Below are 19,446 nucleotides of genomic sequence, written 5' to 3' on the forward strand. Positions count from 1 at the left end.
CCATCCATGTCTGTTAGTCTGGTCTCCGCGTTGCATCAGCGGCAATCGCGAGCGTGGGTCGTCACAATACTGGTCGTCGACTGTTGGCAGCTGCCTACCCGCGCGCGGTCTATCTCTGGTATGAGCATTACCGCGAGAGCGGCGCTGACACGTTGGCGATCATCGATCTCTTCCAAAGCGAGTCTGGAATCGCATCCCGGACGTGCTAGGTCAGATCATCGACCTGACGGCACGGCAGATTTGCACTACCTAAGCGGCCGGTCCACAATCCAAGGCCGACTTCAAGCCGAACGCTCGCCGTCTCTGTCATCAATTAGAGATCACATGATCTTCATCAAACAGTTCTGCTAGTCCGGGAATCTCAACCGCCTGCTGCAATAGTTTGGGGAGGAACGCTGTTTCAACCTGAATTTCCTTGTTGTCACGCAGTCGAGCAATGGCGGCAATTATCTTGCGAACATCGTAGGTCGAGTTGAAGACCTGTGGCACCCCCCGTTCGATGTTGAGAAGGGTGTAGGCAGCCTCCATTGCGGTACGAACCGAATACTCGATGGTGAATACACAATCTCGCTCGGCCGACTGGGCAAATTGTCCGATGAATGCGAAATTGGCAGCTCCTTTTGGTACAACGTCTGGCCGGTCGCCCGCCTGCCTCGGCATGAAAAGGGAGGTGACGTAGGGCATCATGACAGGGACCGCTTTTGCGCCGGTCTCGGCAAGTTGCGGTATGTCCGTAATGGGCACACCAAGGTGATAAAGCCATTCCTCCGTAACCTCCGCGCCTGTACAGGCTTGCATCGGTTTCTTGACGAAGTCACCGAGTTTATCGACAAAGAGAGAATAGAGCCAGACGATGATTTGGTCTTTTGGCTGACACTTGAAGTGCGGCTGGCGGTTCACGGTCCAACTGAGCAGCCAGCTCGAATCCTTCACCGTAACGATGCCTCCCGTGACGACTTTGCCGCTGAACGGATCGCGTTTGGCGACGTTGCGGATATATCTTGGGATGCGCGCGTCCAAGGTCGTGATGGTCGCAGATTCCCACTTGGTCGCTTGGATGTTGCCGCAGAAAACCTCCGGGCGTCCGAACGCCGGGCTCTTTGCGGCGATACGTCGCCAGAGGTCCCATGCAGGAGCAGGGCCTTCATTGAGCTTTGCCTGGGTTTGATGGTCGCCGATATCAGTATTCTCGGTCAAAGACCCGATCGTCACAAAGAGGAGATCGTCGGCACAAAGATCGATTCCACCGTTGACACCGTCCCTCTGGTAGTTGATGCGCGTGGCCTGCTTGTATCCGGACCGGATCTCGAAATCGACGTCGGTGACTTCTACCCTGAATTGAAACATGACGCCCTGCTTGGCCAGCCAGTTGCACAGTGGCAGAACAAGGGATTCAAATTGATTATACTTGGTAAACTTCAGTGCCCTGAAATCGGGGAGTCCGCCTATGTGATGGATGAATCGATGGAGGTACAGCTTCATTTCCAGCGCGGAATGCCATTCTTCAAACGCGAACATTGTGCGCCAGTAAAGCCAGAAATTGCTTCTTAGAAGGGCCTCCCCAAACACTTCGTCGATGCGCTTGTTCTCCATCTGCCGAGGGTCAGCAAGAAAGATGGCGATCAACTCCCGTTGCGCCTCCCCGGTTAGGTTGAAAAGGCCGTCGGTATGAGCATCCTCCCCCTGCTTCACCGTCGCTCGTTGCAACGAGTAGTTCGGATCGTCCTTGTTGAGCCAATAGAACTCATCGAGCACGCTGGCGCCTTTCAATTCCAGCGATGGGATCGACCTGAACAGATCCCATAGACATTCGTAATGGTCTTCCATCTCCCGGCCACCCCGAATGACAAAGCCCTTTTCGGGCTGCTTGATCCCATCGAGCGCGCCGCCCGGCAGCATCAACCGTTCGAGAATTGTGATTCGGTTGCCGGCCATATGCCCGTCGCGAATGAGAAATGCCGCACCGGCAAGCGCCGCCAGACCAGCACCGATGAACCAAGCAGTCTTCTTATCGACAGCATCAGGTTTGCGAGGACGGGCAAAGGCTTCGTAGTTTCCACTGCTGTAATACACGGCGTGTTTCCTCCGTTTGGCCAGCATTTATGTCATGAAAACAATTCCTCCAGCGCAGCCCCTTTATATGGGACGCCGATTGTCAAGCCACCATCGAGGACTATCTCAGCACCGGTCATGTAACTGGACTCGTCGCTAAGCAGGAATGCGACCGCCTGAGACACTTCCAGCGGCTCGGCTGCTCGTCCCATCGGAATTGGAAAGAGGGCGGGATCCAAGCGCTCGCTCATCGCCGTGTTGACGAGGCCAGGATGAACTGAGTTGACACGGACGCCGGAAGCTGCGCCCTCCAGCGCGGCAGACTTGGTGATTCCGCGCACGCCGAACTTGGAGGCCACATAAGCATGAAGGCCAGGGCTGCCTCGCAGTCCCTCGACCGATGAGACGTTGACGATCGAACCACCGCCTGCAAGCCGGATCGCTGGCAGCGCCGCCTGAATGCCGAGGAATACGCCGGTTAAATTAACTGCCAGGGTCCTGTTCCATAGATCGAGTGGGAACTGCTCGATCGAAGCCCGGCTCGTGACACCAGCATTATTGACGAGCCCATGCAAGGTACCGAAGGTGGCCTGTGCTGCCGCGATCACAGTTGCCCAGGATGTCGGCTCGCTAACATCCTGGTGCACGTAGATGGCGGCATTCCCCAGTTCGGAAGCGAGAGCCTCGCCGTCTTGATCAAGGACATCGGTGACTACGACTCGAGCGCCCTCTGCAACCAGCAAGCGGGCATGGGCCGCTCCCATACCTCGCGCCGCACCAGTCACCAGAACAACTTTTTCGTTTACACGTCCCATGACATAGTCCTCGCCCCGGGGCTATCGATTAAAAGCTGTGGAGAGGGCGCCGCGCCAAGCCGGCGACACCGGTGAGATACTACTGCAAGTGAGAGTTGGCTCTGCTCCACGCAGTAAGGAGACACAAAGTACATGACGTTCTCCCGCGGGATAGTTGAAGACAATGCTCGTTACAGCCAGTCGGTAGTCCGCCGGTGGCCACGACGAATTCAGATTCGGCGCGATGCTCCCACCAGTGACATGGCAGCCTCGAATAGCTTCGGAGTTCTGCCGCAATTGGGATGTCTTTCCCACGCTCTACCACTCTTCTCTTCTTACCATGGTGCGGCGCTGCCCATGATCGTGCGACAAACCAGCACCAGCAATGCCCATGCCAGGAGCAGGCAGGGTGGTCTAAATGACTTTGGCCACGACTTGTGGCCGAGTCACAGCGATCAAGTTGGACATCGTGTCAGATTCCCGACGTTATGGGATCAATCAGACAGGTTGAGAAGGGGGCGACAAGCGAAGCGCAGCTTAGGCAAGCCTCGGTTTGCCCGGATTCCAAGCTTCTTTTGAACGAAAGGGGTGATCCCAACTTCTGTCGTCTCAAGTTAACATCGTAGGCTGTTATCGCCAAAGTTCTCTTCAGCGACGGCGGCCTACACGTCCGAAAGGAGATCGATCGCACGGAGCCTGGAATCGTACTCCTCGTACGTTCCAAGGATGATTTGGCCAACCACCAAATTGTGCACGGGATCGATGGCTGACGGCGAGTCGTAAGTTAGTGAAATGAGGCCCGTGAATAGCACTTCTTCGCCCGACTCATCTCGTCGAAACGCTCGGTCCGTGCACCACTTTACGAGCTGTGTTGCGGCTCCTTTTCCGGATTTGGTAATAGGAGGCAGATGCCGAAGCGAATAGAAGTTGTTGTGCGTCGAATACATCTGTCGTGCAGTTGCTTTCAGGCGCGTGTCTGGTTGAGCCGTGATGGTTAGGAGACGCTTGCCTGCTGGACGCTCAAGCGTCCCCTGAATTAGGCCACTTTCCCGGGTCAATGCGATGTGCGCAAACTTTTTGGGAGCACCGAGCGCCTCGCGTCCGGAGGCGAGGGCCGCATCGTTCGCAGTCACATAGATGTAAGGAATATAGAAGCCAGTCTCCCCACCGGAATCACGAACTTCGATTCCAGAATACTGCTCCAGATATGGTCCGACAATGCTTGAGCCGTAGCTTGCTATACCTACGACTCCGACCGCGGGATCTGCGGCAGGTCTGAGCTGCTTTGGTAATAAAGGCCCTACGTCGCTTGCAATTGTGAAGATGGCTTGCACGGCTTGGCAGCTAAGAAACGCGCTACCATGCTCTTCATCCCCATGATAAAGGGGCGCGTCGAACGGAATGCCTCTGATTTCCATCATAATTTACCCTCCGGTTGAGCATCCTGTGGGCGCTTCGTGAAAATCGAGAGCCGGCCACTGATGATGCAACAGTTGTGATCGTAGTCGAATCCGTTTGCATAATTTCCGACTACGGAGACACCTGTTCTGCTGTAGCCAAGAGTTTCATACTCTAGACGCTCACAAGCTGGCGGCGAAGAACGTGCGCAAATGCGATTGCAGCTGCAGAGCGGCTCGAAGAGGTGGTTTCATTACGCAACACACCAACATGCGTCGTTGACCGGGCGTGTCTCCTTCGAGGCCATGAGCCCGCTCTACATCTGGGAGGAAGGCAGTTGGACCGAATTCAGCGATGTTGTCATAGCGCAGCAAGTTGCGTGCCATCGTTCGCGATTAAGCGCTTGCCAGCTGGCCCTATCCGGATGCTTTGGGAGTAGAAAGCTACCTAGGGTTTAAGTGTCCAATTACACAAATTGGCGGCGCGGTCAGAAACCAAATACCTTTGCTACGGCCGATTGGGGCACAGTACGGTTGGAGGTGCTTTTCATTGTGGGGAGGCAATCGCTATCGACATCTATGAGCTTACCGCGCCCATAAATACCAGCTGCTCGCAATACACTTTCATGGCCTCATTCATGAACATGGTGTTATAGTCAGTAGACTCAGGATCGGAAACGGCATTCCGTAAAGACCGCCGGAAGGCGTGCGCTGGTGGCGCGCCCTCACGCCGTACGCTCATGAAGGCTACGGGGTCCGAAAGTGCAACGACCTAGGATAATCTCGATGTTCAGGTGTTCTGCGCGGCTGGTCGAACTTGCGCCGTACGCTGCTGAAGCCTTTGAGTAAGGTGGTGCCGCTGGCGCCGGGACCTTAGTGGGTGCCGCCGCACTCCGTTGAGGCGTTGCATGAGGCCCTCAGCCGTGGCTACATATGAGATAGTTGAATGCCAAGTCTATCCGGCTTGCAATCTGCATTCGTGACCAGCGATTTGAGCGGCGAGCCGACCAAGCCGCTACTAAGAAGCCGAGCAGCGCGAACCACTGTCCTCCGACCAGCGGAGCTCTTGCGAAAGTAAGTCATTCGGCAATCCACCATTGAAAACACAGCCGTTGGATCCGATCTCCCATTGAACCGGCCACATTGCATCGAACGGTATCCTTGCGAGCCATTCGGGCGTCATCGATCAGACTAGCAGGCTGGTAAAGAATAGCTTCGTGATTTCGGCGGCAGAAGGATCCGTCTCATCAGAAGTGGTGACGGTGACAAACTCGTTCCTGCAGTTCCAGCAGCGCCAAAGATCTTGAACTTCCTGCTCATCTTTGCGTTCATGCCACTCGAGGCAGACCAAGGCAGAACCACATCGAGAGCATCTTTCATGATGTGCTATTGAGGCCGACGCCATGTTAAGTCATCGCTCCTCTAGTAGCCGCTGGATGAGGTCTCCCCTTCAAGCCTCGTGCCAACTGCGAGAACTTGACCATTTAAAGGAAGTTTGCCGAGCGATCGTATCAAGTCCTCCAAACAGTCGGAAGTCGGACAGTCGGCGTAGATCATGTGCCAACAGCTGGGCGAGCCAGTGATGCCCGCGCCGCTCTGCAGCCGGAGGATGGGCAACCCGCAGGAACCGTCGCGGGCGACTAAAGCTCCTGGTTCCGCATCATTCAATGGATGAAGAAACACCTCACAAACATCGACTTATGCGCGTGACATTAGTATCCCTGAGGTGTGTTGGGTGTGACTCCAGAATCGCTGCCACGGCGATGCTTCCATCAGCGCGATCCCTTTCAGGAAGTGCGCGTACACGCTGACTGCCACAGTGTAGATCGCGCGGTGGCGTTCGTCTCGCGGCCCAGCTGCTTTGCGGAAGGCGAGGCGATTGATCCACGCAGCGTTGGTCCAGGAGGCCGACCAGTCTTGGTAGGTGCGGGCGCCGGACCTCTCGAAATACAATTCTCCATCACCCCGGGCTTTCCCACACTTCCGTGGGGCGACGGGTCAGTTTGCTTGCAGGACGATAAGGCTGACCACCGAAGTTTGCGACTCGTGGCGTGAACTGAATCGCCACAACAGTCAGATCGAGTATATTCCGGACTATGAGGAAGAGTGAGCATATGCGGCTGCCGATTGCCTATGTCGCCATCATGGCGATCTTCTTCGACGTCAGAGCGCCGTTCGCGGCGCCGGTCCTGGCACAGGGGATTTCGGACGGAGTCATCAAGATCGGCATCATGAATGACCGGAGCGGCCCCTATGCTGACAATTGCGGAACCGGTTCGGTTCTCGCGGCGCAGTTGGCAATCAGCGACTTTGGTGAAGCTATCAACGGCAGCAAGATCGAATTTATCGTAGCCGACGATCAGAATAAGCCCGACATCGGCGTCGCCATTGCGAGACGCTGGCTGGATAATGAGCGGGTGGACGCGATCGTGGGCTGTTCGGCATCGTCAGTTGCGCTGGGAGTACAAGACGTCATGAAGAATCGGAGGAAGCCCTATCTCCTCGCTGGAACGGCGGCCTCGGTGTTGACCAATGAGAAATGCTCTCCAATGACGACACAGTGGGCAATGGACACCTATGCGCTTGCAAAGGCGACGGTGAAAACGCTCCTCGCTCGACGACTAGATACGTGGTTCTTTATCACCGTTGATTACTCATTTGGAAAAGTGTGGCAGGCCGAAGCGACGCACTTTATCAGAACCGACGGGGACAGGGTCGTTGGCTCCGTCCTGCATCCGCTAAATAGTTCCGATTTTTCGTCGCCCCTCCTGACCGCCCAATCGAGCGGAGCAAAGGTTGTCGCCTTTGCGAACTCGGGAGCGGACTTAGCCAATGCTCTGAAACAGGCTCTGGAATTCGAGCTCATCAAGAATCAGCAGCTTGTGCCGTTGGGCTTGTTGATAAATCAGACGCACAGTGTAGGCCTGGAATCCCTGCGGAATGTGCGCCTAGCCACTCCGTTCTACTGGGACATGACGGACGAGACGCGAACCTTCTCGCAGCGCTACGGTGCGGCGTTCGACGGCCGGGTCCCAAACGAGGCGCAGGCGAGCACCTACAGCGCGGTCACGCACTATCTCAAGGCGATTGCTGCGACCCAGACCGATGATGGCGGGGCAGTCGTGCAACACATGAAGAACACTCCCATTAGTGATTTTGAGATGGAGAATGTTCGCATCCGTTCCGATGGGCAGGTCATGCGTCCACTCTATGCCGCGCGTATCAAGGCGCCGGGCGAGTCGAACTACCCATATGACTATTATGAGATCACGGCGACCATCCCAGCCGAAGATGCCTGGCGGTCAGCCGCCGACAGCGCCTGCGATCTTCTTAAGAGGTCGTGAGCGGAGCAATCCGGCCTTTCGAAAACTGCCCAACCATCGTGGGCCAGGTCAGCCAATGCGCGGTAGAAATAGCCATCACCGTTTGCTATCTTACCGACCCCGGAGGGTAACTGCCGGAGCTTATTGGAGGCGCAGTCCCCGTTAAGATACGTGGTCCACGGGGCGATGCGAACTTAAAAATGGTGATGCTGTTCGGAAGGCGATTCCACTAGTAAGATGACAAAGCCGCCACCGTCGGGCGCGCATCGATCGACCGACCGCCCCCAATAGCGTAGCCGCCGATCACGTCGTGGCCAAGGGGTCAAGACCGCAGTAGAGAAGCGACGTGCCCATTGAGGTTAGGAGACTAACAGCCGCGGGCCACAGAACAGATTTGCGCCACGTGGATGTGGATGAAGATCGACACCAGCTACAGATCGGACTGCGATGCGATCGATAGCTTCCTGTTTACAAATAGCGTTAGAACCTTTCCATTATTCCATGCAAACACGTGAAACGTGATGCCCTCGACGAGCTCGCTCGATTTGAGAGTGCCCGCGCAGCCGAACGTTCGGACAACCTCTGCATAGTTTGCGCCCAAATGAACATTACTGAAGTCTGACTTCGTGACGCGACAATGCTCGGCGGGAGGCGAACGTGCGTCAACCGCCTTGTATTCATCGTCCAGACTGTCGAGAGCGTCCCGAGCGACGGGAAGCCCGTGATGCAGCGTAGGCGCCGCGCTATTAGTCGCAGAGTCTGGGAGTGTCTCAGTTGTGCGGATCGAGGGCCGCGCGGGCTGCGCTAGCAGCACAAACAGGCACCCGGCAAACAGATACCCTGCAGTCTGGAGGACCACTCGCCGGTCGATCGAGTGCACTACCTTAGCGAGATGAGATGGTTCCATTAGATACTGCACGTTCTTGAAACTCATGGCAGTCACACGGCGTCACCTGCAATTTGGCAGAAGAAAACAACAGGTGGACCCGAAGCCCTTCAAAGCACCGCCGAGACAAACCTAGATCAACAAATCCCAGCGGGAATTCTCACTAAACGATGCAAGCAGTATGCCGAATGAAGATGTTGTAGCCTCGCTAGCAGAAAAGTTGATTGTTTCGGTCGAGGTCATTTGACGATCTTTCCGGTATCAACCGTCGGCGCTCATGAAGTACGCATGTAGCAGGACCAGAGGACACTTCCGAACAGCCAGGTGACGCACGCTTGGATGTTCTGTTGCAGCCCTATCTGCTAGTTTCAAGTGAGACCTGAGCTGACGAACTTTCTCCAACTGGCAATGGCCAGTTTAGATCCAGCTCTGGCGGGGTCTACGTCTCCGCGGTTCATGGTTGCAATGCCGAAGCACTATTTTGCAACAGAAGTCAATGAGGTTGACTTTCGTCCAGTGGCTTGATGCGGTCGGCTCGATCATTCCATTTCTCGCTGATGCGCTTCCGTCGCTGCGCAAGGACGCCGCCGCGGCGCTCGGTGAGATCGCCGATCCGTGTGCCCGTGACGCGCTCGCTGCGCGGGCGCGCGATGGGACCCTGACGTTCGCAAGACGGTCAACTGGGCGCTCGGCTGGTGGTCAAGCTACGATTTAAAGACCTGAAGCGACTATTCATGATGGCATTAGCAGCCAGTCAAATACACGCGCATTCATGGCGATCTTCACGTCAACAACGTTTTGGTGCGCGGGCACGAGGCGCTTGTCCTCGATTCTATGCACACAATTACGGTCCGATGCTGCTCGACGTCGCCACGATGGAGACAAGCCTCCTGGTAGAAGGCTTTGACGATCATCCCGAACCGTTGCACCGTTGGCTGAAGTCCGTTCCACCGGTGTACGATTCTCCTAAGAGCCTGACCGAAAAAAGTGAGCGGTTTTGGCGGGCCTGTGATTCCTTCGGATTTGCGAAGATTCGAGGGAGGACACCATGCCGTGGACCAAAGCCGCTCGTATCCAAAATCAGCGCAGTGGACTGCGTTACGCAAGCGATCTGACCGATGCCGAGTGGGCGCTGATCGCTCGGAAGATGCCGCCTCGATGCCGATTGGGCCGGCCGCGGGAGGTCGATCTGCGCGAGATCGTGCAGGCAATCTTTTATATTTTGTCGAGCGGCTGCCAATGGCGAGCCTTGCCGAAGGAGTTCCCGCCATACTCGACGGTGCAGGGCTATTTTTACGATTGGCGCGACAGCGGCAGGTGGCACCGGATCGTTCGAATCCTGGTGCGGCGGGCACGGAAGAAGCTCGGCCATAAGCCAACGCCAACGGCTGCCGTCATCGACAGCCAAACTGCTTCGACAACGCAGGCCGGAGGGCCTCGCGGCTTCGATCCCGGCAAGCGCCTGCATGGGCGCAAGCGGCACATCGTTACCGATACCAATGGCCTTCTGCTCGCAGCCCATGTCCATCCTGCGAACGTTCAGGATGTTCATGGCGCTGTCCCCTTGCTCGAGCACCTGCGAGATCGCTTTCCCAGGCTCCAACATGTCTTCGCCGATAGGGTTTATCGCGGCAAGCAGTTGACTAACGCGCTGTCCCCCTGCGGGCCGTGGACAATCGAGATCGTCCAGCGACCACCAGGGGTCAAAGGCTTCCAGCTCTTGCCCAAGCGCTGGGTGGTCGAATGCACCTTTGCGTGGTTCGGCCGTTGCCGACGCTTTGACCAGAGACTTTGAAGGCTCCCCCGCAACGGAGCTTGCCTGGCTTCACGTTGCCCATCTCAGGCTGCTGACAACGCGCTCGCCGCGCCCTGAAGCGTTCGCCAGCCTTTTTGAGTCAGGCTCTAAGCTCGACATGATGCCGCGCTACGGCCTAGGCATCATGCTCTGAGGCTCGGATCTCCAGACCGCAGCAGTTCTCGCGTCGGCTGTGCTTGTTAGGGCATCCAAAGACCCCGGCAAGCTCGGCGCCGAAAATGACCGCCGAGCGAGGCGGGAAGGGCCCAGCCGAGCGATCCGACGGCGCGGAAGAACGCGTCGTAGCGCACCGTCGGAAACAGCACGCCCGTCCAGGCCGCCATGTAGCCGGTGTCGGCGACCAGCGTGATCTCTCCGCCATAGCGCGAGAGTTCGTCGAGCACCGCAAGCGGGGACAGGGCGGCGTTGCCGGCAGTGGCCGCGAGTTGCTCGCGATGATGTGCGGTCCATTTGGCCGCATCGCCGCGGCAACGTTCAAGCCAATCGGATGGCGCCTTGAGGCCCCCTGTTTCACGAGATCGAGCAGGTCCGTGAGGAGGACTTGATGTCGGCGCGGACGCCGAGGCGCGGCGCGCAGGTAATCGACGATATCCGCTTGCCATTTGCGCCGCCGAGGAATCCTCAGCCTATCACGGACGCGAGTTCGTGCGCCTGAAGCGCCTGTTACTCAACCGCTTGCGACGTCCGGACAACGTGAGGTTGGGAACGCCATGCGTACATGTTCGCCGGGACCACACCAAGCCGCTCGGCATGAATGCCGCGCTCCACACCCTTGAGGCAGTCTATCCGGCCCTAACGCCGCACGCGTGCCGGTCCAGCTTCCGCGATTTAGCCGGTGACGAAACGCGTTTCGAGCCCGAGATTGCGGAAATGGTATCGGCGCATAAGATTGACAACGAAACCGAGCAAGTCGTGTTCTGAGCAGAAGGCAACGAAGGAGTCGTTTGTGCACCAGCACAGCAGCTCACGCGCCCAGAACCCGGTCCAGGGGAGGCTGCCCGTGGTTTCCTTCCCAGATCGGAAGGATCGCAACCTCAATGAGTCGTCATCCACCACCCCAGGACATCAGGCCATCGCTCCAGGATGGCCTAATCGGTCCGTTCGGCGGATTCGAAAGCCAAACCACGGTCCCCAGAGACCAGATCGCCCATAGATCGGTTCTCGTCATCGGGGGGACCCTAGTTGTCGGTGCAACCAACACCTCCCGCATTTCGCGGTGCTACGGCATCGAAGCGTAGTCCCGCTACCGGCGGCAGATTGATAAAGGCGGTGCCGCTCGTCTGCATCCGGATAAGACGTACTCGATATTTCTCCACTCGGCGGACAAACGCCAAGCTTCCTGCGCGGCCCGCGACGGCGGTGGGCGGTGAACGTGTTTTGCCAAAGCACGGCGAGCTGCGCTCGGTGCGGGCGCGTGTCATGGCGGCCTGATAACCGCGAGCAGCCTCTTCTAGCATGATGGTGTTACTTTGGCGCCGTCTCTGTGGCCCGTGCTGCAATTTCCTGGCAGATCTCGTGTGCCCGCGCTGTGCCCAGGTTTTCTCGGGGCACACTCCCGGGGAATTAGCCCACTAAGTCTTTGAACTTGAGCAGTGAATGGTGGGCGCACAAGGGATCGAACCTTGGACCTCTCCCGTGTGAAGGGAACGCTCTCCCGCTGAGCTATGCGCCCGGGACCATCATGCAGACGGCCGGACCTTTTCGGCCGGCCGGCGCATCGGAGCCCGCGATTTAGAAGTGCGGGCCGAAGGTGTCAAGTTTCCAGGCGCCTTGAGGCCGGAAAACCTTTTGCAGGTCACGTAATTCTGCGGCGAATCCGCGGTTGGGCCCGGCTACGCGCCCTGCTGGCGGGCGCGGGAGGCGTGGGCCTGGAGCGCGCGGATGCGTTCGGCGAGCGTTCCGCCGCCCTCGGGCAGGGTGGCCATGCCATTGCCGGCGGCGTCATTGGCCGGGCGCGGCGCCGGTTTCGGAGGCTGGCCGGCCTCGGCCGCAAGCAGGGCCTCGATCGGCGAGTTCGGCCCTTCGAGCTGCATCGCGAGCTTTGCCACCTCGGCGGCAATGTCGTTGATGCGCTCGCGCAACAGCGCGTTCTCCATGCGCTCGGTCGCCCAGGAGCTTTCGGCCTGCTGCTGGATCGCGTTGATGTCGCGCTGGAGTTTGCCGCGCTCGTCGCGCGCGGTGCGCAGCTGCTCCTCCAGCGCGGTCTTTTCCGCGCGGATTGATTCGAACGCCGCCGACGACTTGCCGCCGCTCAAGGCCGCGATCTCGACGCGCAGCTCCTTGATGGTGCGCTCACCGCCTTCATTGGCCTGGCGCAGCTGGTTGTTCTCGTAGTCGCGCTCGGCGAGCAGCTTGCCCTGCGTGGCGAGGCGGCCTTCGAGGTCGGCGACGCGGCCCGACAGCATCTCGGCCTCTTTCACCTGCACGATCAGCTGGCGATCGAGCTCATTGACGCGCTGGCTCAGATTCTCGACGCGGCCGCGCGCGTCGCCGAGCTCGCGCGAGGCGACCTCCGAGTCCGAGCGTTCCTGCGTCAGCCGCGCCTGCGTCGCCACGAACTCCTTCTCGGCGTCGCCGACGCGGTTCTTCAATTCCTCGATCTGCGCGCGTACCGCAACCAGCTCGACCTGACGGCTTTCCGCCATCATCGAGCGGTCGGACAGCTCGGAATTGATTTTTGCGAGCTCGCCCTGCTTGTCGGTCAGCGCAATCTCGGCGGTGCGCAGGGATTCGGTCTTGGCGTTGAATTCCTCCTCGGTGGCGCGGAGCTGCTCCTTCACCGCCTTCTCGCGCGCCTCCAGCGCGAAGATCGTGGCGTTCTTCTCGCCGAGCTCGATCTTCATGCGGTTGATGGCGTCGCTCTTCTTGCCGAGCTCGGCGAGCTGGCTCGTGGTCTTGTTCTTGAGCTGGTCGACGCTCATCTCGAGCCGTCGCGCCGACATGGCGAATTCGGCGCGGAGCTGGTCCTTGTCGGCCTGGATCTCCGCCATCGAGAGGGGGGTGGCGGCCTCGAGCCGGCGCGTGGTCAGGCGGACCGCGCGGTTATGCACCAGCGGCACGATGGCAAGCCCGCACAGCATCGAGAGCAGGAAACCGATCGCCAGGTACATGATCGGTTCGACCATGGGCCAGAACTCCCAGAGCTAAGGAAAAATTTACCAAAGACAATGCATGGCGGGCCGGCAAAAAGCCAGCCCCGCCCTGTTGTTAACGTGAATCCGGAAATCGACTGGGGACGACGGACCTAGAATGGGTTCCAGGTCGCGCGCGGGGTGAATTTCAAATAGCCGATATTGGCTCCCAGCCGCAGGCCGAGGCCCGAGCGGATCGGCACCAGCACAATGTTGTTGGCGGTGAGCGCCGTCATGCCGAAGCCGCCGATGATATAGGCCGAGCCGTCGATGCCGGCGAAGCGCTGGTAGATCGCGTTGGTCGCGGGCAGGTTATAGACCAGCGTCATGGTGCGCGCGCCGTCGCCGCCCCAGTCGAAGCCGAGCGAGGGGCCCTGCCAGTAGACGCGGAGGTCGCCGGCGTTCTTGGTGTAGAGCGTGCCTTCGCCGTACCGCAGGCCGGCAACGAAGGCGCCGGAGCCTTCCTCACCCAGGATATAACCGTTGGGCAGGCCCCATTGGCTGACGGCCTTCTCGATGATCGAGGCGAGCCCGCGCGAGACATTGCCGAAGAAGCGGTGGCCGGCGGTCACGAGCTCGTCCGGCCCATAGGTGCTGGGCGTCGGGGTCCGCTGCGGCGGCGGCAGATTGGGCGGCGGCGCCTGCTGGGCGGAGGCCGGGACGATCCAGCCGACCAGCGCGGCAAGCGCGACCGCAGCAAGGCGTGATGCGAAAGTCATAAAAGAACCCCTGGTATCGAATCCCGTCGCTTCTTTAACCTGGCGCCAACAGGCACGGCTCTAGGTTGCGCCGGATGTCCCCTCGACTCGGATGTTATCCGCAGCAACTATGACGGCACAACGGCAGGAAGATAGCCCTTTGCGCCCCGGAATTGCCTTGATCGGCTTCCTCATCTGCCTGTTGGCGGGCATCTGGGTCGCCTGCGCGGGGGAGCCGGCCGCGGCAGCCACCACCGAGCGGATCGTCGTCAATCGCTTCAGCGGCGTGGCGATCGAGGGTTTCGACCCCGTTGCCTATTTCGTCGATGGTGCCGCCTTGCAGGGGACGGCCGAGTTCGAGGCCAACCTCTGGGGCGCGGTCTGGCGCTTCCGCAACGAGGGCAACCGGGCGTCCTTCCTGGCCCATCCCGAGATCTATGGACCGCAGTTCGGCGGGTATGATCCGGCCGACATCGCCCGGGGCGTCGCCGTCGCCGCCAACCCCCGCTTCTACGTAATTGCGGCGCAGCGGCTGTACCTGTTCAGCCGGGAGGCCAACCGCGATGCCTTCGCCGCCGACCCGGAGCGCTTCCTCTATGAGGTGCGCAAGCGCTGGCCGGCGCTCCAAGAACAGCTTAGCCAATAGAACAACTTAGCCAATAGCAGCTCGGTCAGTAGCGGCCTACCGCCTGCGGATCGCCCCAGGCGATGAACTCCGGAATGATGAAGCCGGTGTCGCCGCGCTGGCCGAATCGGAGCTCGCCACCCTTGCCGTCGGTGACCTTGCCGCCGGCGGCGGTCACGACCGCACAGCCGGCCCCGACATCCCATTCGCAAGTGGGCCCGAAGCGGGGATAGATGTCGGCGCTGCCCTCCGCGATCCGGCCGAATTTGACCGCCGAGCCGACCGTCTTCCTGACCGCATTGGGCCGGCCATCGATGAACGCTTCGCTTCTGAGGTCGCCATGGGAGCGGCTCACCGCCGCGATCCACGGCTCGCCCTGCGCCGGAAGCGTGCGGGTGCGGACCGGTTCGGCAGCACCGATGGTCGCGCCGTCGAACCTGACGCGCTCGGCGCCGCGGCCGACGATGCCGCGCCAGAGCAGGCCGAGCGCGGGCGCGCTGACGATGCCGAGCAGCGGCACGCCTTCGGTCACGAGGGCGAGGTTGACGGTGAACTCGTCGCGGCCGGCGACGAATTCCTTGGTGCCGTCGAGCGGATCGATCAGGAAGAAGCTGTCGCGAAATGGCGGCGAGGCGAGCTGGGTCCGCTCTTCCGACAGCGTCGGCACGTCGCCCGCCAGCTGGGCCAGGCCGTCAGCGATGATGCGGTCGGCGGCAAGGTCAGCCTCGGTGACCGGCGAGCCGTCGTGCTTGCCGTCGACCCGCATCGCCTTGCGGTTCACGCTGAGGATCGCTTCGCCCGCCTTCACCACCAGCGCGGTAAGCGGATCCATCAGGCCGATAGCGGCCGCCCCGTCGATGATCCGCTTCACCTGCATGCCTCATTCATCGGCAATTCCATCCCTACGCAACTGATTCGCCGCGGCTTTAGGGCCGCTTCGAACCGATCGCAAGCTAGCTGCCACGGGCTTGCGAATGTTAGAACCCGCGGCATTCGTCAAGCATGCGTGATTCGCCGCGTCCGCGCCGTGCAATTCCAGGAACCCTCTATGTCTGACGCTTCGTCACCCGGTACCGCTACCGCTCCAGATGCGCTCGAACTCGCCGCGCTCCTGTGCTCGCGGGTCTGCCACGATCTCATCAGCCCTGTCGGCGCCATCGTCAATGGGCTCGAAGTGCTCGACGACGATCCCAAGCCCGAGGATCGCGAATTCGCGCTCGACCTGATTCGCAAGAGCGCGAAAACCGCCTCCGCCCGCCTCCAGTTCTGCCGCCTCGCCTTCGGCGCCGCCGGCTCGTCCGGTGCGCAGATCGATCTCGGCGATGCCCAGACCATGGCGCGCGGCCACATCGAGGACGGCAAGTGCTCGATCACGTGGAACCTGCCGCGGCTCCTGCTGCCGAAGAATCGCGTCAAGCTGCTGCTCAATATGCTGGTTGTGTCCCAGCACACGATCCCGCGCGGCGGCATGCTGACGGTCGATCCGATCGGCGACGGCGAGACCATGAGCTTCCGCATCACCGCGACCGGACATAATGCGCGCCTGCCGCAGAACATCTCCGAGCTCCTGAGCGGTGAGCGGGGACCTGCCGCGGATGCGCACGCGATCCAGCCTTATTATACGCGGCTGTTGGCGGAGGCTTGCGGGCTCACCGTGAAGCTCGCGCACGAAGGCGAAGCCATCACCGTCACCGCTTCGTAATCGCGCCGCCGCTCTCAAACGTTAATCGAATCTTTACGAGGCGCTTCGGCTTGTCCGGAGCGCCTTATCTCTTTGTTGGTTCCGTTCTTTTGCACATACTCAACCATTATTAAACGCTTTGCGGTGAAGCTGGCCTCATTCCGAAATGGCGCATCACAAATCGTGTGCGCCCTCCCTGTATGAAGGCCTGTTTTCATGGATGATCTGTTGCGGGAGTTTTTGACGGAGACCAGCGAGAGCCTGGACACCGTCGACAATCAGCTGGTGAAGTTCGAGCAGGAGCCGAACAACGCCAAGATCCTGGATAACATCTTCCGCCTGGTCCACACCATCAAGGGCACTTGCGGCTTCCTCGGACTGCCGCGGCTCGAAGCGCTGGCACATGCCGGCGAGACGCTGATGGGCAAATTCCGCGACGGCATGCCGGTGACCGGGCAGGCCGTGACGGTGATCCTGTCCTCGATCGACCGCATCAAGGAGATCCTCGCCGGTCTCGAGGCCACCGAAGCCGAGCCGGAAGGCAACGACCGCGACCTCATCGACAAGCTCGAAGCGATGGTCGAGCAGGGCATGGCCGCCATGTCAGGCTCGGCGCAGCCGATGCCGGCTGCCGGGGCCGCCGCACCGGCTGCGGCTCCCGTCGCCGAAGCGCCGCCGCTGGTGCCGGAAGCACCCGTTGCTGCGGCGCCTGCGCCCGCAAAAGCGATGACCACGGGCTCGCTGATCGACCAGACCCTGGAGCGTCCGCTGCGTCCGGGCGAGGTCTCGCTCGACGAGCTCGAGCGCGCCTTCCGCGAGACCGCGATCGAAGCGCCGGCGCCCGTCGTCAAGGCCGAACCCGCGCCGGTCGCTGAAGCGCCCGCTGCCAAGGAAACCGTCAAGGAAGCCAAGGCGGCCAAGGAAAAGGCCGCGCCGAAGAAGTCGATGGCCGACGAGGGCGCCGGCGAAGGCGCCAGCATCGCCAACCAGTCGATCCGCGTCAACGTGGACACGCTGGAGCATCTGATGACCATGGTCTCCGAGCTGGTGCTGACCCGCAACCAGCTGCTGGAGATCAGCAGGCGCAACGAGGACACCGAGTTCAAGGTGCCGTTGCAGCGCCTGTCCAACGTCACCGCCGAGCTGCAGGAAGGCGTCATGAAGACGCGCATGCAGCCGATCGGCAATGCCTGGCAGAAGCTGCCCCGCATCGTCCGCGACCTCTCGAGCGAACTCGGCAAGCAGATCGAGCTGGAGATGCACGGCGCCGACACCGAGCTCGACCGCCAGGTGCTCGATTTGATCAAGGATCCGCTCACCCACATGGTGCGCAACTCCGCCGACCATGGCCTCGAGACCCCCGCCGAGCGTCTGGCCTCCGGCAAGGGCGAGCAGGGCACTATCCGCCTGTCCGCCTATCACGAGGGCGGCCACATCATCATCTGCATCGCCGACAACGGCCGCGGCCTCAACACCGAGAAGATCAAGGCCAAGGCGATCTCCTCGGGTCTCGTCAGCGAGGCCGAGCTCGAGAAGATGAGCGAAGCCCAGATCCACAAGTTCATCTTCGCGCCCGGCTTCTCGACCGCGGCCGCCATCACCTCGGTCTCCGGCCGCGGCGTCGGCATGGACGTGGTGCGCACCAATATCGACCAGATCGGCGGCACCATCGACATCAAGAGCGTCGCCGGTGAAGGCTCCTCCGTCACCATCAAGATCCCGCTGACCCTGGCCATCGTCTCGGCGCTGATCGTCGAGGCCGCCGGCGACCGCTTTGCGATCCCGCAGCTCTCGGTCGTCGAGCTGGTGCGGGCCCGCGCCAACTCCGAGCACCGCATCGAGCGCATCAAGGACACCGCGGTCCTTCGCCTGCGCAACAAGCTGCTGCCGCTGATCCACCTCAAGAAGCTGCTCAAGATCGACGACGGTGCCGCCTCCGATCCCGAGAACGGTTTTATCGTGGTGACCCAGGTCGGCAGCCAGACCTTCGGTATCGTCGTCGACGGTGTGTTCCACACCGAAGAAATCGTGGTCAAGCCGATGTCGACGAAGCTGCGTCACATCGACATGTTCTCCGGCAACACCATTCTGGGCGATGGCGCGGTCATCATGATCATCGACCCCAACGGCATTGCCAAGGCGCTCGGCGCCGCCGGCTCCTCGGCCCACGACATGGCCGACGAGAACGGCGCGCATCACATCGGATCGGGCGAGCAGACCACCTCGCTGCTGGTGTTCCGCGCCGGCTCGTCGCAGCCCAAGGCGGTCCCGCTCGGGCTCGTCACCCGCCTCGAAGAGCTTCCGGCCGACAAGATCGAGTTCAGCAACGGCCGCTACATGGTGCAGTACCGCGAGCAGCTGATGCCGCTCGTCGCCATGGAGAGCGTCACCATTGCGAGCCAGGGCGCCCAGCCGATCCTGGTGTTCGCCGACGACGGCCGCTCCATGGGCCTCGTCGTCGACGAGATCATCGACATCGTCGAAGAACGGCTCAACATCGAGGTCGGCGGCTCCTCCTCCGGCATTCTCGGCTCGGCCGTGATCAAGGGCCAGGCCACCGAGGTGATCGACGTCGGCCACTTCCTGCCGATGGCGTTCGCCGACTGGTTCACCCGCAAGGAGATGAAGCCATCGATGCACTCGCAGTCGGTGCTGCTGGTCGACGACAGCGCGTTCTTCCGCAACATGCTGGCCCCGGTGCTGAAGGCGGCCGGCTACCGTGTCCGCACCGCGCCGACCGCGCAGGAGGGCCTCGCGGCGCTGCGCGCGCAAACCTTCGACGTGGTCCTGACCGACATCGAGATGCCCGACATGAACGGGTTCGAGTTCGCGGAGGTGATCCGCTCGGACAACAATCTGGGCTCGATGCCGATCATCGGCCTCTCGGCGCTGGTGTCGCCGGCGGCGATCGAGCGCGGCCGACAGGCCGGCTTCCACGACTATGTCGCCAAGTTCGACCGTCCCGGCCTGATCGCGGCGCTGAAGGAGCAGACCGCGGGCGCCGCCGGCGCCTCCGAGCTGAACCGGGCCGCGGCCTAAACGG

Annotated in this window: 12 protein-coding genes, 1 tRNA gene and 1 pseudogene; 6 read left to right on the top strand and 8 right to left on the bottom strand. The window is 60.7% G+C overall.

From position 1 onward, the window contains the following. Positions 1-309: 309 nt before the first annotated feature. From NLM15_RS08730 to NLM15_RS08740, 3 genes are all read right to left on the bottom strand, one after another. Positions 310-2,073, bottom strand: a complete 1,764-nt coding sequence (locus NLM15_RS08730; protein ID WP_254116535.1) for an oleate hydratase — start codon at positions 2,071-2,073, stop codon at positions 310-312. 32 nt (positions 2,074-2,105) lie between these two features. Beyond that, on the bottom strand, positions 2,106-2,867 hold the full coding sequence (locus tag NLM15_RS08735) for a glucose 1-dehydrogenase (RefSeq protein ID WP_254116536.1): 762 nt from the start codon (positions 2,865-2,867) through the stop codon (positions 2,106-2,108). 641 nt (positions 2,868-3,508) lie between these two features. Beyond that, positions 3,509-4,267 carry an acetoacetate decarboxylase family protein gene (locus NLM15_RS08740; RefSeq protein ID WP_254116537.1) on the bottom strand — a complete coding sequence of 253 codons (759 nt, stop codon included), beginning with the start codon at positions 4,265-4,267 and terminating at the stop codon, positions 3,509-3,511. Between the two features lie 2,090 nt (positions 4,268-6,357). On the opposite strand from NLM15_RS08740, the gene NLM15_RS08745 reads away from it, so the two are divergent. After that, a complete protein-coding gene (locus tag NLM15_RS08745; protein ID WP_254116538.1) occupies positions 6,358-7,587 on the top strand; it encodes an ABC transporter substrate-binding protein in 1,230 nt (409 codons plus the stop codon). 1,913 nt (positions 7,588-9,500) lie between these two features. Continuing rightward, positions 9,501-10,320, top strand: a pseudogene (locus NLM15_RS08750) (IS5 family transposase); the annotation flags it as partial. A gap of 127 nt (positions 10,321-10,447) precedes the next feature. On the opposite strand, the gene NLM15_RS08755 reads toward NLM15_RS08750, so the two are convergent. Further along, positions 10,448-10,651 (bottom strand): hypothetical protein, encoded by a 204-nt coding sequence (locus NLM15_RS08755; RefSeq protein WP_254116539.1) that lies wholly within the window; start codon positions 10,649-10,651, stop codon positions 10,448-10,450. 262 nt (positions 10,652-10,913) lie between these two features. Here NLM15_RS08755 and NLM15_RS08760 point away from each other — a divergent pair, with 262 nt between their 5' ends. Beyond that, complete coding sequence (locus NLM15_RS08760) at positions 10,914-11,189, top strand: hypothetical protein (RefSeq protein WP_254116540.1); 276 nt, start codon at positions 10,914-10,916, stop codon at positions 11,187-11,189. Between the two features lie 676 nt (positions 11,190-11,865). On the opposite strand, the gene NLM15_RS08765 is transcribed toward NLM15_RS08760, so the two are convergent. The 3 genes from NLM15_RS08765 to NLM15_RS08775 form a co-directional block, all read right to left on the bottom strand. Beyond that, positions 11,866-11,940, bottom strand: a tRNA-Val gene (locus NLM15_RS08765). A 160-nt stretch (positions 11,941-12,100) separates the two neighbouring features. Continuing rightward, a complete protein-coding gene (locus NLM15_RS08770; protein ID WP_254116541.1) occupies positions 12,101-13,393 on the bottom strand; it encodes a hypothetical protein in 1,293 nt (430 codons plus the stop codon). A gap of 119 nt (positions 13,394-13,512) precedes the next feature. Next, positions 13,513-14,118, bottom strand: a complete 606-nt coding sequence (locus NLM15_RS08775) for a DUF1134 domain-containing protein (RefSeq protein WP_254116542.1) — start codon at positions 14,116-14,118, stop codon at positions 13,513-13,515. 139 nt (positions 14,119-14,257) lie between these two features. Here NLM15_RS08775 and NLM15_RS08780 point away from each other — a divergent pair, with 139 nt between their 5' ends. Beyond that, positions 14,258-14,743 carry a YHS domain-containing (seleno)protein gene (locus tag NLM15_RS08780; RefSeq protein ID WP_254124189.1) on the top strand — a complete coding sequence of 162 codons (486 nt, stop codon included), beginning with the start codon at positions 14,258-14,260 and terminating at the stop codon, positions 14,741-14,743. 25 nt (positions 14,744-14,768) lie between these two features. Here NLM15_RS08780 and NLM15_RS08785 read toward each other — a convergent pair whose 3' ends face one another. Then, positions 14,769-15,599, bottom strand: a complete 831-nt coding sequence (locus tag NLM15_RS08785; RefSeq protein ID WP_254116543.1) for a 3'(2'),5'-bisphosphate nucleotidase CysQ — start codon at positions 15,597-15,599, stop codon at positions 14,769-14,771. A 171-nt stretch (positions 15,600-15,770) separates the two neighbouring features. Between NLM15_RS08785 and chpT the strand changes: the two genes are divergently transcribed. Then, complete coding sequence (gene chpT, locus NLM15_RS08790) at positions 15,771-16,424, top strand: histidine phosphotransferase ChpT (protein WP_254116544.1); 654 nt, start codon at positions 15,771-15,773, stop codon at positions 16,422-16,424. A gap of 195 nt (positions 16,425-16,619) precedes the next feature. After that, positions 16,620-19,442, top strand: a complete 2,823-nt coding sequence (locus tag NLM15_RS08795; protein WP_254116545.1) for a hybrid sensor histidine kinase/response regulator — start codon at positions 16,620-16,622, stop codon at positions 19,440-19,442. Positions 19,443-19,446: the final 4 nt, after the last annotated feature.

Origin of the sequence: Bradyrhizobium sp. CCGB20 (assembly GCF_024199855.1) — a bacterium.
In the GTDB taxonomy this organism is placed as follows: Bacteria; Pseudomonadota; Alphaproteobacteria; order Rhizobiales; family Xanthobacteraceae; genus Bradyrhizobium.

What these genes read in the sequence shown, in the direction of transcription:
- NLM15_RS08735 (WP_254116536.1), bottom strand. Translation starts at nt 2,867, where the DNA reads ATGGGACGTGTAAACGAAAAAGTTGTTCTGGTGACTGGTGCGGCGCGA.
- NLM15_RS08740 (WP_254116537.1), bottom strand. Translation starts at nt 4,267, where the DNA reads ATGATGGAAATCAGAGGCATTCCGTTCGACGCGCCCCTTTATCATGGG.
- NLM15_RS08745 (WP_254116538.1), top strand. Translation starts at nt 6,358, where the DNA reads ATGCGGCTGCCGATTGCCTATGTCGCCATCATGGCGATCTTCTTCGAC.
- NLM15_RS08770 (WP_254116541.1), bottom strand. Translation starts at nt 13,393, where the DNA reads ATGGTCGAACCGATCATGTACCTGGCGATCGGTTTCCTGCTCTCGATG.
- NLM15_RS08775 (WP_254116542.1), bottom strand. Translation starts at nt 14,118, where the DNA reads ATGACTTTCGCATCACGCCTTGCTGCGGTCGCGCTTGCCGCGCTGGTC.
- NLM15_RS08785 (WP_254116543.1), bottom strand. Translation starts at nt 15,599, where the DNA reads ATGCAGGTGAAGCGGATCATCGACGGGGCGGCCGCTATCGGCCTGATG.
- chpT (WP_254116544.1), top strand. Translation starts at nt 15,771, where the DNA reads ATGTCTGACGCTTCGTCACCCGGTACCGCTACCGCTCCAGATGCGCTC.
- NLM15_RS08795 (WP_254116545.1), top strand. Translation starts at nt 16,620, where the DNA reads ATGGATGATCTGTTGCGGGAGTTTTTGACGGAGACCAGCGAGAGCCTG.